Annotated in this window: 9 protein-coding genes; 4 read left to right on the forward strand and 5 right to left on the reverse strand. The window is 73.6% G+C overall.

The features are described from left to right. Window positions 1-142: 142 nt before the first annotated feature. Together ABZ453_RS11065 and thiD are read left to right on the forward strand one after the other, a co-directional pair. On the forward strand, window positions 143-1,108 hold the full coding sequence (locus tag ABZ453_RS11065) for a thiamine-phosphate kinase (RefSeq protein ID WP_133046760.1): 966 nt from the start codon (window positions 143-145) through the stop codon (window positions 1,106-1,108). Continuing rightward, window positions 1,105-1,911 (forward strand): bifunctional hydroxymethylpyrimidine kinase/phosphomethylpyrimidine kinase, encoded by an 807-nt coding sequence (gene thiD / locus ABZ453_RS11070; protein WP_359013801.1) that lies wholly within the window; start codon window positions 1,105-1,107, stop codon window positions 1,909-1,911. Before ABZ453_RS11065 ends, thiD begins: the two co-directional genes overlap by 4 nt. Here the strand turns inward: thiD and ABZ453_RS11075 are convergent. From ABZ453_RS11075 to rpmB, 3 genes are all read right to left on the reverse strand, one after another. Beyond that, a complete protein-coding gene (locus ABZ453_RS11075; RefSeq protein WP_359013803.1) occupies window positions 1,886-3,082 on the reverse strand; it encodes an FAD-dependent monooxygenase in 1,197 nt (398 codons plus the stop codon). The genes thiD and ABZ453_RS11075 overlap by 26 nt on opposite strands. Before the next feature lie 34 nt (window positions 3,083-3,116). Beyond that, window positions 3,117-6,173: a BTAD domain-containing putative transcriptional regulator gene (locus ABZ453_RS11080; RefSeq protein WP_359013805.1), complete on the reverse strand. Its 3,057-nt coding sequence runs from the start codon at window positions 6,171-6,173 to the stop codon at window positions 3,117-3,119. A gap of 96 nt (window positions 6,174-6,269) precedes the next feature. Next, window positions 6,270-6,455, reverse strand: coding sequence for a 50S ribosomal protein L28 (gene rpmB, locus ABZ453_RS11085; RefSeq protein ID WP_003993230.1), 186 nt, complete (start codon window positions 6,453-6,455; stop codon window positions 6,270-6,272). A 251-nt stretch (window positions 6,456-6,706) separates the two neighbouring features. Between rpmB and ABZ453_RS11090 the strand changes: the two genes are divergently transcribed. Then, window positions 6,707-8,554 carry a DAK2 domain-containing protein gene (locus tag ABZ453_RS11090; protein ID WP_359013807.1) on the forward strand — a complete coding sequence of 616 codons (1,848 nt, stop codon included), beginning with the start codon at window positions 6,707-6,709 and terminating at the stop codon, window positions 8,552-8,554. 232 nt (window positions 8,555-8,786) lie between these two features. Here ABZ453_RS11090 and ABZ453_RS11095 read toward each other — a convergent pair whose 3' ends face one another. Continuing rightward, a complete protein-coding gene (locus tag ABZ453_RS11095; RefSeq protein WP_359013809.1) occupies window positions 8,787-11,795 on the reverse strand; it encodes a tetratricopeptide repeat protein in 3,009 nt (1,002 codons plus the stop codon). Beyond that, on the reverse strand, window positions 11,795-13,663 hold the full coding sequence (locus ABZ453_RS11100) for an HSP90 family protein (protein ID WP_359013811.1): 1,869 nt from the start codon (window positions 13,661-13,663) through the stop codon (window positions 11,795-11,797). Before ABZ453_RS11100 ends, ABZ453_RS11095 begins: the two co-directional genes overlap by 1 nt. 166 nt (window positions 13,664-13,829) lie before the next feature. Between ABZ453_RS11100 and recG the strand changes: the two genes are divergently transcribed. Continuing rightward, the gene (recG, locus tag ABZ453_RS11105; RefSeq protein WP_359013813.1) at window positions 13,830-16,037 is read left to right on the forward strand and encodes an ATP-dependent DNA helicase RecG; all 2,208 of its coding nucleotides are present in this window, start codon (window positions 13,830-13,832) and stop codon (window positions 16,035-16,037) included. The last annotated feature ends 8 nt before the right edge of the window (window positions 16,038-16,045 follow it).

A 16,045-nucleotide genomic window follows, 5' to 3' on the forward strand; every position in this document is an offset into this window, starting at 1 on the left:
CGCGCCGCGGGGAGACCCGCGAAGGCCGTGGCTCACGCGCCGGGGTGTGGGCACGACACAGGTTGACGGACACCTCGACCGTATCGAGGACACTGATGACGCGCGACCGGGAACGGCAAGGGACAGAAGGGGAGCAAGGGCAATGAAGGGCACTGTTGGTGAGCTCGGGGAGTTCGGGCTCATCAGGGAGCTCACCTCCCGTCTCACCACCACCCCGGCGGTCCGGGTCGGCCCCGGCGACGACGCCGCGGTGGTGGCCGCGCCCGACCGACGGGTGGTGGCCTCGACCGACATCCTGCTGGAGGGCCGGCACTTCCGCCGTGACTGGTCCACGGCGTACGACGTGGGCCGCAAGGCCGCCGCGCAGAACCTCGCGGACATCGCCGCCATGGGCGCCGTGCCGACCGCGCTGCTGCTCGGCCTGGTCGTGCCCGCCGAGCTGCCGGTGACCTGGCCGAGCGAGCTGATGGACGGTATCCGCGACGAGTGCCAGGTCGCGGGCGCCTCCGTGGTCGGCGGCGATGTCGTACGCGGCGACACGATCATGGTGTCGATCACCGCGCTCGGCGATCTGCGCAACCAGGAACCCATCACCCGGGGCGGCGCCCAGCCCGGCGACCTCGTCGCGGTCACCGGCTGGCTGGGCTGGTCGGCGGCCGGCTACGCGGTGCTCTCCCGCGGCTTCCGCTCGCCGCGCGCCTTCGTGGAGGCCCATCGGCGTCCGGAGCCGCCCTACCACGCGGGCCCGGCGGCCGCGGGACTCGGCGCGACCGCGATGTGCGACGTCAGCGACGGGCTGATCGCCGACCTCGGGCACATCGCCGAGGCCAGCAAGGTGCGCATCGACATCCGCTCCGGCGCGATCGACATCCCCTCGCAGATGAACGACATCGGACAGGCCGTCGGTGTCGATCCCATGCAGTGGGTGCTGACCGGGGGAGAGGACCACGCGATCGTGGCCACCTTCCCGCCGGACGTGAAGCTCCCGGCGCGCTGGAAGGTGATCGGGGAGGTACTCAACCCCTCGGCGCTGCCCCAGGTGACGGTCGACGGGGCGCCGTGGACGAGCAAGGGCGGCTGGGACCACTTCGGGGACATCGAGTCATGAGCCTCCCGCCCCGGGTGCTCACGGTCGCCGGGTCGGACTCCGGCGGAGGCGCCGGGATCCAGGCCGACCTGAAGACGATGCTTGCGCTCGGCGTGCACGGCATGAGCGTCGTCACGGCCGTCACCGCGCAGAACTCCCTTGGTGTGCAGGGCGCCTGGGAGCTGCCGGTGGAGGCGGTGCGGGCGCAGTACCGGAGCGTGGTCGACGACATCGGCGTACAGGCGGTCAAGACCGGGATGCTGGCCTCGGCCGAACTCGTCGAGGTCGTGGCCGAGTTGATCGCCGGGACGGACGCCCCGGCGGTCGTCGACCCGGTGGGTGTCTCCAAGCACGGGGACCCGCTGCTGGCCGCCTCCGCTCTGGAGTCCGTACGCGAGCGGCTCCTGCCGGTCGCGACCGTGGCGACCCCGAACCTCGACGAGGTCGCCCAACTCACCGGTGTGCGGGTCGAGTCGGAGGGACAGCTCAAGGAGGCCGCGGCGGCCGTGCTGTCGTACGGACCGCGATGGGTGCTCGTCAAGGGCGGTCATCTGCCCGGTGACGCCGTGGACCTGCTCACCGACGGCACCGAGGAGTACTGGCTGCGCGCGCCCCGGCACGACAACCGGCACACGCACGGCACGGGCTGCACCCTCGCCTCCGCGATCGCGTCGCAGCTCGCGAAGGGGCGGACGGTGCCGGAGGCGGTCGCCGCCGCCAAGGAGTACGTCACCGGGGCCGTCGCCGCCGGCTTCGCGCTCGGCGGCGGGATCGGGCCCGTGGACCACGCCTGGGCGCTCAGAACGGGTACTCCCTCAGCTTGATGTCTGTGGCCGCCTTCTCGGTCATCCGCTTGAAGAAGCGGGCCAGCGGACGGGAGGCGAGGATCCGGTACATCCGGTCCCGGCTGCGGATGCGCCGCTCGGTCGCCGGGGCGAAGAACGGGCCCGCGTTCCCGGAGATCTTCTGGCAGCCCTTGGCGAAGTCCCGGATCCGGGTCTCGTACTCCGCGAAGGCGGTGCGGAAGTCGCCGTCGGCTAGGGCGAGTTCACCGGCGAGGACGTACGCGCCGACGATCGCCACGCCCGTGCCCATGCCGCCCATGGTCGCCCCGTACCCGGCGTCGCCGAGCAGCGCCACGCGTCCCTTGGTGAGGCGGTCGACGTGGATCTGGGCGATGGCGTCGAAGTACAGGTCGCCTGTCTCTTCCAGAGCCTTGAGGATTGCCGGCCCCTCCCAGCCCAGCCCGGCGAAACGCTCCCTGAGGATCCGCTTCTGCGCGGTGACGTCCCGGCGGTCGTAGCGCAGTTCCTCGGACCGGAAGACCAGCAGCGCGCCGGCGCGGTCCGGGTCGCCGTCGTAGTTGCCGACGACGACCGCGCGGCCGGGCTCGCTGTAGACCCGACCGGTCCGGTCGAGGCCCAGATGGTTGGGGACGTCGAAGCCGGCCACGTAGTGGTCGAAGAAGCGCAGGTAGCGGGATTCGTCGCCGAAGACCAGCCGTCGGGTGTGGGAGTGCAGTCCGTCCGCGCCGACGACCAGGTCGAAGCGTCGGGGAGCGCCCCGCTCGAAGGTGACGTCCACGCCCTGCGGGTCCTCGGCGAGGGTGGCGATCGAGTCCCCGAAGACGTACTCGACGTCGTCCTTCGTCCGCTCGTACATGATCCGCGCGAGTTCGCCGCGGAAGATCTCCACGTCGCCGCTCATCATGTCCGCGGGCAGGTCCACGCGCGGGGTGCCGTCCGCGTCGACGACGGTCTGGCGGCCCATGTGGGTCTGACGGGCGTGGATCTCGTCCCAGATGCCCATGGAGGTGAGGACCTTGCGGTGGACGTGGCCGCGGAAGTCGACCGCGAAGCCGCCGCCGCGCAGCTCGGGGGCCTTCTCGACGACGGTCACCCGGGCGCCGAGACGGGCCAGGTCGAGGGCGACGGCGGGGCCGGCGACGCTCGCGCCGGAGACCAGGACACTGAGGTTGCTGAGGTTCTTCGTCATGCGGTGAGCTTCGGCGGGGCCGCTGACCGTCCGCCTACCGTTCGTTGACCGCCGCTGACCGCAGGTTCCGGCCTCGCTCGAAGGCCGCCGCGTAGGCCTCCGCCGACAGCCCGGCGCGGGCCTCCCGTGCGGTGCGTACGACGTCGGGGGTGCCCGCGTCGGGGGCGCCCCGCAGGCCCGTCGCGGCGCCCAGCAGGACGGCGGCCCGTTCGGGCGACCCGGCGACGGACGCCAATGCCTCGGCCACCTCGGCGAGTTCGAGCTCTCCGGGGCCCTCGACGGCGAGTTCGGCGGCCTGCCGGAACCAGTCGCGGGCCTCCTCGGCACGGTCCTCGGCGACGGCGGTGCGGCCGAGCCCGATGAGGATCCGTGCGGTCTCACCGACGCTGAACCAGTTGGCGGCGCAGGTCTCCAACGCGGCTTCGTACTGCTCACGCGCGCGTGCCGGGTCCCCGGCCAGCCGGGCCGCGTCACCGAGGCCGCGCCGGGCGCCCGCCATCTTGTCGGGCAGACCGGCGTCACGGGCCAGCGCCAGCGCCTGCCCGAAATGGATCTCGGCACCGGCCGTGTCGCCCTGGTGCAGCAGCACGGCGCCCCGGGTACGCAGCAGGTCGGCGGTCTCCTCGGGGGCCGCCACCTCCCGCATGTACGCCAGTCCCTCGTCGACCAGCTCCAGTGCGCGCCGCGCGTCCCCGCGCGCGAGGGCGAACATGCCGAGCGGATCGAGGCAGTTGGCCATCCCCCAGCGGTCGCCCGTCTTCCGGAACGCCTCCAGCGCCCGGGCGAAGCTCTCCTCGGCCTCCCGCGGCCGGCCCGCGAACCGCTCCTGGAAACCCAGGCCCACCTCCAGCAGCGCCCGGGCCCAGGGGTCCTCGCCGGCCAGGGCTATGGCCCGGTCGTTGCTCGCCGGCCGGGGGCCGACCGCCAGCGACCACAGCATGAGGATGTACGGCAGCCGCAGCGAACCCTCGTAGGCGGCCAGGAGGGCGTCCACGCGCGCGACGAGCCCGTCGCGGCCGGCCGCGTCCTCGCCGTCGCCGAGGAGCACGTTGATCGCGCACAGCACGTACTCCTCCGTCAGCCCCGGAGGCGGCGCGTCCCCGACAGCGGCCAGCAGCTCACGCGCAGACGCCACCTGTCCGCCGTGCAGCCCGCGCAGTCGCCAGAAGCACGACAGGACGGCCATCAGCCGAAGGGCGTCCCCGGGGCCGTGGCGTACGAGGTGGCGGAGCGCGGCGTCCAGGTTGTCGTGCTCGGCGGACAGCCGCTCCAGCCACGGCAGCTGACCGCCGCCCCGGACGTTCGGCTCCGCCTCCTCGGCCAGCCGCAGGAAGTACGCGGCGTGCGCGCCGGCGAGAGCGCCCGGATCGCTCAGGCCCTCCGCGGCGAACGCCCGGATCGTCTCCAGCATCCGGTAGCGCCCCTCGGACACCTCCACGAACGACTTCTCGACCAGCGAGGCCAGCACGTCCTCGGGATACGGCAGCCCGCACACCGCTTCGACCGCCTCCAGGGTGGCGCCGCCGGAGAACACCGTCAGCCGCCGCGCCAGCGCCCTCTCCTCCTCGTCCAGCAGCTCCCAGCTCCACTCCACGACGGCGCGCAGCGTGCGATGCCGGGGCGCCTTGGAGCGGTCGCCGCGCGAGAGCAGCCGGAACCGGTCGTCCAGCCGCTCGGCGAGCTCGTCCGGGGTGAGGGTGCGCAGCCGGGCGGCCGCCAGCTCGATGGCGAGCGGGAGCCCGTCGAGGGCGGCACAGATGTCGGGCACGCGCGCGTGGCCGTCGAAACCGGGGCGCACGGCGCGCGCCCGGTCCAGGAAGAGCCGCTCGGCGGGCTCCGGCCGCAACGGCGGTACGGGGACCAGGACCTCGCCGGTGATGCCGAGCGACTCCCGGCTGGTGGCGAGGACACGGACGCCCGGGCAGGCGGCGAGCACCAGGGCGGAGACCCGGGCGGCGTCCTCGACGAGATGCTCGCAGTTGTCCAGCACCAGCAGCATCTCCCGGTTCTCCAGCGTCCCCAGCAGCCGGTCGGTACTGTCGGCGGCCCGGCTGCGAAACCCCTCGCGCACCCCGAGGGCGGTCAGAACGGCGTACGGGATCTGCTGCCCGTCGGCGACGGGAGCGAGCTCCACGAAGCAGACGTCGGGGGAGGGGGACGGCTGGCCGGCGAAGGAGCGAGCACTGGTGCTCGTGCGGTTCGTGAGAGTGGCTGCCGCCTCGATCGCCAGACGGGTCTTTCCCGCGCCGCCCGGGCCCGTCAGGGTGATCAGGCGGGCCTCGGCGAGCAGGGCGGCCATGCGGGCGAGTTCGGGCTCGCGGCCGACGAAACGGGTGAGCTGGACCGGGAGGCGGCGGCGCTCGGGCTCGGTGCCCTGGAGCAGCTCCAGGTGCAGCGCGGACAGCTCCGGCGACGGGTCGGCGCCCAGCTCGTCCGCGAGGGTGCGCCGGGCCTCCTCGTACACCGTCAGCGCCTCCGAGGGCCGTCCGCCCGCATGCAGGGCCCGCATCAGCTGCCCGTACAGCCGCTCGCTCAGCGGATGGTCGCGCAGCAGCGCCCGTAGCTCCGGCACGAGCTCGGGACCGCCACCGAGCCCCAGGTCCGCCTCGATCCGGTCCTGTACGGCGGCCAGCCGCAGCTCCTCGAGCCGGGCGCACTCCGCGTGCGCGGACGGCAGGTCGGGCAGCGCGGGCCCGCGCCACAGCGCGAGCGCCTCCCGCAGCCGGGCTGCCGCGCGCCTGTGGTCACCGTCGGCGAGGGCGGCCCGTCCCTCACTGGTCAACTGTTCGAAAAGGTGCGCGTCGACGGACTCGGGCGGTACGGCGACCCGGTACCCCGCCGGCCCCGCCTCGACGTCCGTGTGCGGGGCCAGGCGGCGGCGCAGCCGGGAGATCTGGGACTGCAGCGCGTTGGCGGCCCCGGCGGGCGGCTCGGCGCCGTACAGGCGGTCCGTGAGCCGCTGCGTGGAGACGGGGTGGCCGGCGTCCAGGAGCAGCAGGGTGAGCAGGGCGCGGGGGCGGGGGCCGCCGGGGTCGACGGGGGTGCCGTCGTCGGTGCGTATCTCCAGGGGGCCCAGGATGCCGAAGCGCATGGGTACAGCTTGTCAGGGCACAGCAAAAAGCCGGTCCACACGAGGTGGACCGGCTCAGTGCAGCGAACCAGCGGTGGCCGCGCGCTTAGCTGTGCGTCAGCGCGAGACCTTGCCGGCCTTGATGCACGAGGTGCAAGCGTTCACGCGCTTCGGCGTCCCGCCGACCACGGTACGGACGCGCTGGATGTTCGGGTTCCAGCGACGGGACGTACGGCGGTGCGAGTGCGAGATGTTGTTGCCGAAGCCCGGCCCCTTGCCGCAGACGTCGCAGTTGGCAGCCACGGGTCACTCCAAAGACTTCAGATGCACTTACGGTTGGATCCCGGCATGCCGGGATCGCGATCGCAGGATCAGATCTGAGTGGCGTTGCCGGGGGAATGGCCCGATCTGGATCGGGCAACCGGAGCAGCATACAACGACTGCGCCAGTACAACGAAACTACCATGGCTGCTGACACCCCCGGCCCCGGCCCTCTTCCGGCACCGACCGTCCCTGGGTCTACGCTGCGTCCAGTCCAGCTCAGGGAGGCGCAGGTGGCGCGGGTGCCGCAGACATTCCTCGATGCTCTCGCGGTGCGCACCTGGTGCGGTCTCGCTCTGCAGGCGCTGGGACGCGCGCGCGAGGAGATCGACGCGATCAACGTCTACCCCGTGGCCGACGGGGACACCGGCACCAATCTGTATCTGACCATGGAGTCCGCCGCGGCCGCGGTCGAGGCCGTCTTCGCCGGTCACGAGGCCGGCGTGGACGCCGGGAAGCCGACCCTGGCGGAGGCCGTGCGCGCGATGGCGCACGGGGCGCTGATCGGCGCCCGGGGCAACTCCGGGACGATCCTCGCGCAGCTGCTGCGGGGCATGGCGCAGGTGCTCGCCGAGGACGGTGAGACGCCTCACACCGACGGCGACGGGCTGCGGCTCGCCCTGCGGCACGCGGCCGACTCGGCCCGGCAGGCCGTCGCCCACCCCGTCGAGGGCACGGTCCTGTCGGTCGCCTCGGCCGCCGCCGACGCGGCCGGGGACGACGCCGAGGACGACTGCGGGTCGGTCGCCCGGGCCGCCCACACGGGCGCGTGCACCGCGCTGGCCGCGACGCCGGGCCAGCTGGCGGTCCTGGGCCGCGCGGGCGTGGTCGACGCCGGCGGACGCGGGCTGGTGGCGGTACTGGGCGCGCTGGTGGAGACGTTCACGGGGGAGACGTCCGGGGGAGTACCGGTGCCGGGCGGCGAAGGGTACGGGCGTGCGGATGCGGGTGCCGCCCACACACGTGTGGACTCGGACGCGCTCCACGCGCGCGTGGACTCCGGCGTGACGCACGCGCGCGTGGAGTCCGACGCGGCGGCGCATCCGCACGTCGAACTCGGCGACCTCGTTTCCGATGCGCTCCACGCGCGCGTGGAGCTCGTCCCGGGCCTCTCCAACACCGCGGTCGAGGAGTGCGCCGACCCGGTGGCGGACGCCGGACCCGCCTTCGAGGTGATCTACCTCCTGGAGGCCGAGGACGCGGCCGTGGCGCGGCTGCGGGACCGGCTCGACGCGCTCGGGGACTCCCTGGTCGTGGTCGGCGGCGACGGGCTGTGGAACGTGCACGTGCACGTGGACGACGCGGGCGCCGCCGTGGAGGCGGGCGTCGAGGCCGGGCGGCCGTACCGGATCCGGATCACCCACTTCGGGGCCGGTGACGTGCACACCACCGGTGCCGAGCGGCCGCCCCGGGAACGGGTGCAGCGCGCCGTGGTGGCGGTCGTGCCCGGCGAGGGCCTGGCCGGGCTGTACGCGGAGGCCGGTGCGACCCCCGTGCTCGCGCGCCCCGGGGAGCCGCCCGCGAGCGGGGAGCTGGTGAACGCCGTACGGCGTGCCCACGCGCGTGAGGTCGTGCTGCTGCCCAACGACGCCGATCTGCGGCACACCGCGGCCGCGGCGGCCGAGCAGGCCCGCGCCGAGGGCATCCGGGTCGCCCTCATCCCCACGCGGTCCGCGGTCCAGGGCATCGCGGCGCTCGCCGTGCACGAACCCGAGCGCCGCTTCGACGAGGACGTGGTGTCGATGACCTCGGCGGCCGGCGCGACCCGCTACGCCGAGGTCGCCGTCGCCGAGCGCCAGTCCTGGACCATGGCCGGCATCTGCCAGGCCGGCGACGTCCTCGGCCTCATCGACGGGGACGTGGCGGTGATCGGCACCGATGTCACCGCCACCGCCGAAACCGTCCTGGACCGCATGCTCCAGGCCGGCGGCGAACTCGTCACCCTCGTCCTCGGCGACGAGGCCCCGGAGTCCGTGGCCGCCCGACTGCAGGCACGCGTGCGTGAGTCCTACCTCGCCGTCGACACGGTGGTCTACCGCGGCGGCCGCCAGGGCGCGCTGCTGCTGATCGGCGTGGAGTGACCTGGGGCCTGTTGCGAAAGTCCCGTCGTCCGCCCGGAGGGCGCGCCCTGCGGCGTCATGGGGGTCCCCCGCGCGAGGTTGTTCCAGCGCGGGGGAGCGTGTTCTCGGCGTGCCGGGTGCAAGCCCTCGTACTGGACGTACTCGGGGATGTGCCCGGTGCGGCGAGTGGGGGTGCCCCCTCTGGGGGAGCGTGCCGGACGTCGCGGGGCAGGCGGGACCTTCGCAACCGGCCCTAGCCGCCGGCCTGCTCCTCCGTCACCTGCAGCAACTGGGCGGCCTCCGCGCGGCGGTCCCGGACCGTCTCGTCCTCGGTGCCGGCTCCGTCGTACGCCGTGAGCACGGCACGGGCGCGGGCCGCCGCGTCGGCCGGGCGGCCGAGGTCGGCCTCCAGCCAGCCCGCGGCGAGTTCGGCGCCGGTTCGGCTGTGCAGGGCGTCCTCGTCCGCCAGCGAGGCGAACACCGCGACCGCCTCGCCGACCTGGACCAGCGCGTCCTCCAGCGCGGCCCGGATCGCGTCGTCGTCGGCGTCCTCGGCGGCGGAACGGGCCAGCAGATCCCCGAACTGGCGGTGCGTGTGGCCCAGTTCGGCCAGCAGACGCTCCCGCGCCTCATCCTCGGCCTCGCCGGCGCCCAGCACCCGCTCGCACTCCCCGACCGCGGCCGACATCAACTCCCGTGCCGCGTCCGCCCCGTCGTCCGCGCGCAGCGCGAGCCACGCACGCGCGCGCAGGGAGCGCACCAGGCCGTGGACGTTGCCGAGCGAGCGCCACAGCTCGCCCGCACGCGCGTACGCCTGATCGGCCTCGGCGGGCAGTCCGGCGGCCCCGAGGGACTCGGCGGCGAGGTGGGCGAGCGTGGCGTGGTCGTGCTGCTCGGGCCAGTGCCGGGCGATCTCGGCGGCCATCAGCCGCCGTTCGGCCGCCTCCCGGTGCTCGCCCAGCTCGCTCAGGCAGTCACCGAGCCACCACTGCGCCTGGACGACCGCGCCGTCGCCGTGGGTCTCGACGCTCAGGTCGGGCAGCGCGGACTCCAGCACCTCCGCGGCCTCGGCGAATCGTCCCTGCCGCAGCAGGAAGCCGCCCAGCTGATGCCGGGCCCAGGCACCGAGCGTGGGCCCCTCGCCCGCCTCGTCGGCCCAGTGCGCGGCTTCCAGGGAGTGTTCGGCGGCCTCCACGGCGAGTCCCCGGCCGCCGACGACCTCGGCGAGCTGGAGATGCAGCTGCGCCCGCCCGACCGCCTCCAGCTGCGTCCCGCCGTGCTCCAGGGCTGCCCGCAGCGCCCGCTCCGTACCGGCGATGTCGCCCAGGTGGTGCGACAGCCCCGCCAGCCGGGCCTCGTACTCGACCGCGAACCACGGCAGCCCGGCCGCCACGAACCCGTCCGAGGCCCGCGTGAACAACTCCACGGCCCCCTCCGGATCCCCGCCCTGCAACGCCAGCTCCGCGAGCATGGCCAGCCCCTCGGCCTCCCGGGCGGCGATCCGCACGTCGTCCCCGGCATACCCACCGACCAGCGCGAGCAACTCCCGCACGGCACGCTCGGCCTCGGCGAGCACGCCGTCCGCGGACGGGGCCCGCGAGGAGGCCGCGCCGGTCTCGTCCGGCACCCCGCGGACTGCCCCGTCCTCCCCGTTCACCGCCCCGGTCTCGGCCAGCTCCTGCACTCGGCGCATCAGCACCCGCGCCCGGCCCATCAGCACCGACGCCGTCTGCCTCAGCCCCGTCGCCTCGTCGGCGTACAGGGCGAGGATCTCGTCGTAGGGCTCGGCGACCGCGGCGACGGCCTCGTCGACGCGGCCCGTGAGGGCGCGCACGTACGCCGCACGCGTGCGTGCCGCCAGTGCCTCGCCCGGGTCGCCCGCCTCGGCGTACAGCTCGGCGGCCCGCTCGAAGAGCTCGACGCCCTCGGGGCCCCGGCCCATCGCCTCGTGGTCGACGATCTCGGCGCGGTCGCGGACGTCCAGTTCGAAGCCCTCGGCGGCCCGCGCCACCGCCGCCCACGCCTCCACGGCGTTCGGCCGCAGGGTGTCCGACAGGCGCCGCGCCTGAGTCAGCAGGGCCGGCAGGTCCCGCTCCTCCTCCGGGGACACCGTGACCGGCGTCGCCACCGGTCCAGCGGGCGCCGGGCGCACCGCGCGGACGCCGAGCGGCAGCCGCTCCACCAGAGGACTCTGGGCCGTACGCGCGCGTGCCCGCTCACTGACGTATGTCGTCCCGTTGCGCTGGTCGAAGCGGGCCGCCAGGGCCAGGGCCTCGGTACGCGCGTGCGTGGCGAGTTCGCGGGCCGTCCAGGACCGTCCGGCCGGCCCGGGCACCTCACGGTCCGCGAGCCCCATCTCGACGAGCCGGTCCATGAGCAGGGCCACCACGCTCAGGAAGTCCAGCCGACTGCGCGGCTGCCCGGTGTCCGTGAAGTACGCGGGCCGTTCCGCCAGCAGCTCCAGGCCCCGCGCCTCGTTCCCGGTCAGCGCGCAGAACTCCACGTGGTCCGCGTACGCGCCCCGCATGCTCTCCATGGGCCGCACCAGCCGGAAGCCCCGCAGATGGTTGGCGCGCGCCTCGTCCACGCGGCCCAGCCGCAGCAGCGGCACCAGCGAGGACGCGAGCACCGTGTGCGGCTCGTGTGCGCACGTGAACTCGCCCTCCAGGACCGGCCGCCACAGCAGCAGCGCCTCCGCGTCCCGGCCCCGCTCCGCCTGCCACCAGCCCTGCCCGTGCAGCTCGCAGGCGTGGCAGTCGGCCATGCTGTCCCGGTCCGCCGCGAGCCAGGCCGTGTACGCCCGCTCCGCGCGCGGGATGTCACCCACGTGCGCGGCGACGCTGAACTCGGCGCTGCGCACGGCCCGTTCGGAGTGCCCGGCGAGCCGGTAGCGGTGCTCCATCTCGCCGAGCCACTTCTCGATCGAGGCGAGCGGGACGTGCGGCTGGTCGAGCATGCCGGACGACATCCACTTGAAGACCCAGTGCAGTGAGTGCGTCTCGTACTCGTCGAAGTCCTCTGGCCGTTCGTCCCACATGCGCAGCAGACGCGCGAAGGGGACGAACATCCTGTCCTTCTCGGAGCTGTAGTTGTAGACCTTCAGCTGGTGCCCGAGCGCCTCGATGACGGCGAGGGGGATGCCCAGCTTCTCCGCCTCGACGAGCAGTTGCTCCGCTCGCGCGTTGCGCGCCGGCCCCTCCGGCCGTTCGGAGTTCTCCGCCATCGCCCGGCGCAGGGAGTCGAAGTCCGTGATCCCAGCCATCAGCGGCCGTCCTCCCCGTGTGCGGACTCTCCGTCTGCGGACTCTCCGTGGGTGGCCCATTCCAGCAGGTCGATGAACGCCCGGTTCAGCAGGGCGGTGTCCGCGGGCCTCAGCGGCCGCTGCGCCATCAGCAGGGCCTGCCCGTACAGGGACTCCGTGGCCGTGCCGATCAGTTCCGCGTCACCCAGCGAACTGATCCTGCGGACCAGGGGGTTGAGATGGTTGAGCACCAGACGCGCGCGAGGAGCGCTGCCGCGCAGCGAACCGAGGATGCCCGCCCAGAGGTCGTCGGCCTGCTCCTCGGCGTCCGCGCGGGCCTGTTCATGCCGGGCGGAGCGGTCGTCGAGGTGGAGGGCGGGGACCGAGACGGGGTGGAAGGCGCGCAGTACTATGTCACATTGCACCGCGTCCAGCCGGGCCCGCGCCGCCGCCAGGAACCCCGACAGCGCCAGCTCCTCAGCCGCGTCCACGGCGTCCAGATGCGCCGTGACGGTGTCCGCGTCCAGCTCCGCGACCACCGTCCCCGGCCGCACCGACGGCAACGCCTCGACCAGCTCGCTGTCGTACGTGTAACCGCCGTTGATCACCCCGATGCCCTGCGCGGAGGCGATCGGCGCGACCTGCCGGTACTCCTCCACCGTTCGCGTGAAGTGCACCACCCGGTGCCGCTGTGCGAACTCCTCCAGCGACAGCCGCCCGTCGGTCGTCTCGAACGGCAGCCACGGCAGCATCGTCCGCAGCATCTCCCGGTCGTGCCGCGCCAGGGACTTCACGCCCAGGTGGTGCACCGACAGGAAGGCCGCCAGCCGCTCCGGATCACCGGCCGCGAGCCCGGTCAGCCAGGCGCGGATCCGTTCGCCGAGCGCCTCCCGCACGGCCGCCAGCGTCTCGTCCTCGTACAGCGACTCGCGCGAGGCCGTCGGCCGCAGACTGTCCGTGTCGAGCACGCAGCGCACGAAGAACGCCCAGTCCGGCAGCAGCTGTTCGGCCCGCTCGGTCAGCAGCATGCCCTTGAGGTGCACCCGGTGCGTCGCCCGTTGCGCCGGACTGACCGCCGACGGCAGCACGTACGCCACCCCCCGGATCCCGGCGAGCGGCACGTCCAGCTCGATCGAGTCCAGCGGGGTGAACCCGAACAGCTCGTGACAGTGCCGCGCCAGGGCCACCCGGCGGGCGGCGGGGGAGGGGTAGGGACGGTTCCAGGGCGCGGGCAGGTCCGTGACCGCCTCCTCGCCCACCCGGACGTCGTACGGCAGCAGCGAACCGAAGTCCCGCGCCAGCGTGAGCACCCGCTCGGGCGACAGCCACTCCGCGGCCCCCGCCCGCGCCACCAGATGCACGGTGGTGCCCGGTTCGGGCCGCGCCGCGTCGGGCAGCGTCCGCACGGTGTAGGAGCCGTCGTCGCTCGCCGTCCACTCCACGGGCGGCGCGTCCGGGGTACGGGCGCTGCGGCTGACGACCCTGATGCGCTCGGCCACCACGAAACAGGCCAGCAGCCCGATGCCGAACTGCCCGAGGAAGTCCGAACGGACCTCCTGGATCCCGCCGGCGATCCCCTCGGAGCGCTTGGAACTGCGCCCGATGGTGGCCAGCAGACTGTGCACGTCCGCCTCGGTGAGCCCGATGCCGGAGTCCTCCACCCGCAGCGCGCCCGTCTCCGCGTACAGCCGCACCCGCGCCGGGGCGTCGGGCTGCTCGGCGCGCCGGGCGGTGATGGCGTCCACGGCGTTCTGCAGCAGCTCGCGCAGATAGACCCGCGGACTGGAGTAGAGGTGATGGGAGAGCAGGTCCACCAGTCCACGCAGGTCGACCTGGAACGTATGAGGTGGCTGGGACGGCTGGGATGACTGTGAGGTCTGGGAGTCCATCGTCGCAGCGCCGGTGGGGGGACTGCATGCCGGCGCGGGGTCGGGCGGTCCCGATGGGGCGGTGACCGCGGGGGATGGCCGGAGCGCGCCATCCTAAAGCCGGAACGAGCCGTCTGACCAGGGGTTTCGACAGACGTATACGGCGATGTCAGTGGCGTGGTGTGCAATGGATCTCGTGCCCGCACTGGAAGAACCACTGAAGAAGGTGCTCGGACCACCCACCGCGAAGGTGATGGCCGAGTCCCTCGGCCTGCACACCGTCGGCGACCTCCTGCACCACTACCCGCGCAGATACGAGGAGCGCGGCCAGCTCACCCACCTCGCCGACCTGCCGATGGACGAGCACGTCACGGTGGTCGCCATGGTCGCCGACGCCCGGCTGCACACCTTCGCCTCCGCGCGGGCCCCCCGCGGCAAGGGCCAGCGCCTGGAGGTGACGATCACCGACGGCAGCGGCCGGCTCCAACTGGTCTTCTTCGGCAACGGCGTGCACAAGCCCCACAAGGAACTGCTGCCGGGCACCCGGGCGATGTTCGCGGGCAAGGTCTCCCTCTTCAACCGCCGCCTCCAACTGGCTCATCCGGCGTACGAGTTGCTTCGCGGCGACAGTGAGGAGACGGTCGAGACCTGGGCCGGCGCCCTGATTCCCATCTACCCCGCCACCGCCAAGCTGGAGTCCTGGAAGATCGGCAAGGCGATCCAGACGGTGCTGCCCAGGGCCCAGGAGGCCCTGGACCCCCTGCCCGCCACCCTCCGTGAGGGGCGCGGCCTGGTCACCCTGCCCGAGGCCCTCCTGAAGATCCACCAGCCCCACACCAAGGCCGACATCGCCGACGCCCGCTCCCGCCTCAAGTGGGACGAGGCCTTCGTCCTCCAGGTCGCCCTGGCCCGACGTCGGCACGCCGACGCCCAACTCCCCGCCGTCGCCCGCAAACCCAAGCCCGACGGCCTCCTCACCGCCTTCGACGGCCGCCTCCCCTTCACCCTCACCGACGGCCAGCGGAAGGTCTCGAAGGAGATCTTCGACGACCTTGCCACCGACCACCCGATGCACCGGCTGCTGCAGGGAGAGGTCGGTTCGGGCAAGACGATGGTGGCGCTGCGCGCCATGCTCGCCACCGTCGACGCCGGCGGGCAGGCCGCCATGCTCGCGCCCACCGAGGTGCTGGCCCAGCAGCACCACCGTTCCGTCGTGGAGATGATGGGCGAGCTGGCCGAGGGCGGGATGCTGGGCGGCTCCGAGCACGCCACCAAGGTGGTGCTGCTGACCGGCTCCATGGGCACGGCGGCCCGGCGCCAGGCGATGCTCGACCTGGCCACCGGCGAGGCCGGCATCGTGATCGGCACGCACGCGCTGATCGAGGACAAGGTCCAGTTCCACGACCTGGGCCTGGTCGTCGTCGACGAACAGCACCGTTTCGGCGTCGAGCAGCGCGACGCCCTGCGCGGCAAGGGCAAACAGCCTCCGCACCTCCTCGTCATGACGGCCACCCCCATCCCGCGCACGGTCGCCATGACGGTCTTCGGTGACCTGGAGACCTCGGTCCTCGACCAGCTCCCCGCCGGCCGCTCACCCATCGCCTCCCACGTCGTCCCCGCCGCCGACAAACCCCACTTCCTGGCCCGCGCCTGGGAGCGGGTCCGCGAGGAGGTCGGCAAGGGCCACCAGGCGTACGTCGTCTGTCCCCGCATCGGCGACGAGGAGGACGACCCGAAGAAGTCCGGCAAGAACAAGTCCCCCGAGGACGAGGCGGAGAAGCGCCCGCCGCTCGCGGTCCTGGACGTCGCGGACCAGCTGGCGAAAGGGCCGCTGCACGGCCTCCGTGTGGAGGTCCTGCACGGACGTATGCACCCCGACGACAAGGACGCGGTCATGCGCCGCTTCGCCGCCGGCGACACCGACGTCCTGGTCGCCACCACCGTCATCGAGGTCGGTGTCAACGTCCCCAACGCCACCGCCATGGTCATCATGGACGCCGACCGCTTCGGCGTCTCCCAGCTCCACCAGCTGCGCGGCCGGGTGGGCCGAGGCTCCGCCCCCGGCCTCTGCCTTCTGGTCACCGAGATGCCGGAGGCGAGCGCGGCCCGCGAGCGGCTGAACGCGGTGGCGTCGACCCTGGACGGCTTCGAGCTCTCCCGCATCGACCTGGAGCAGCGCCGCGAGGGCGACGTCCTCGGCCAGGCCCAGTCGGGCGCCCGCACCAGCCTGCGGGTGCTGGCCGTCATCGAGGACGAGGACGTCATCGCGGAGGCGAGGGAGGAGGCGGCGGCGGTCGTGGCGGCGGACCCGGAGCTCACCGACCTCCCGGCGCTACGGACGGCGCTGGACGCCCTCCTGGACGAGGAGAGGGAGCAGTACCTGGAAAAGGGCTGAGAATGAAC

Source organism: Streptomyces sp. NPDC005799, from assembly GCF_040630525.1.
GTDB classification, from domain to species: Bacteria; Actinomycetota; Actinomycetes; order Streptomycetales; family Streptomycetaceae; genus Streptomyces; species Streptomyces griseorubiginosus_B.

Bases quoted from the DNA above. Each gene is read 5' to 3' on its own strand.
- ABZ453_RS11100 (WP_359013811.1), bottom strand. From the start codon at position 13,663: ATGGACTCCCAGACCTCACAGTCATCCCAGCCGTCCCAGCCACCTCAT.
- ABZ453_RS11080 (WP_359013805.1), bottom strand. From the start codon at position 6,173: ATGCGCTTCGGCATCCTGGGCCCCCTGGAGATACGCACCGACGACGGC.
- recG (WP_359013813.1), top strand. From the start codon at position 13,830: ATGGATCTCGTGCCCGCACTGGAAGAACCACTGAAGAAGGTGCTCGGA.
- thiD (WP_359013801.1), top strand. From the start codon at position 1,105: ATGAGCCTCCCGCCCCGGGTGCTCACGGTCGCCGGGTCGGACTCCGGC.
- ABZ453_RS11075 (WP_359013803.1), bottom strand. From the start codon at position 3,082: ATGACGAAGAACCTCAGCAACCTCAGTGTCCTGGTCTCCGGCGCGAGC.
- ABZ453_RS11065 (WP_133046760.1), top strand. From the start codon at position 143: ATGAAGGGCACTGTTGGTGAGCTCGGGGAGTTCGGGCTCATCAGGGAG.
- ABZ453_RS11095 (WP_359013809.1), bottom strand. From the start codon at position 11,795: ATGGCTGGGATCACGGACTTCGACTCCCTGCGCCGGGCGATGGCGGAG.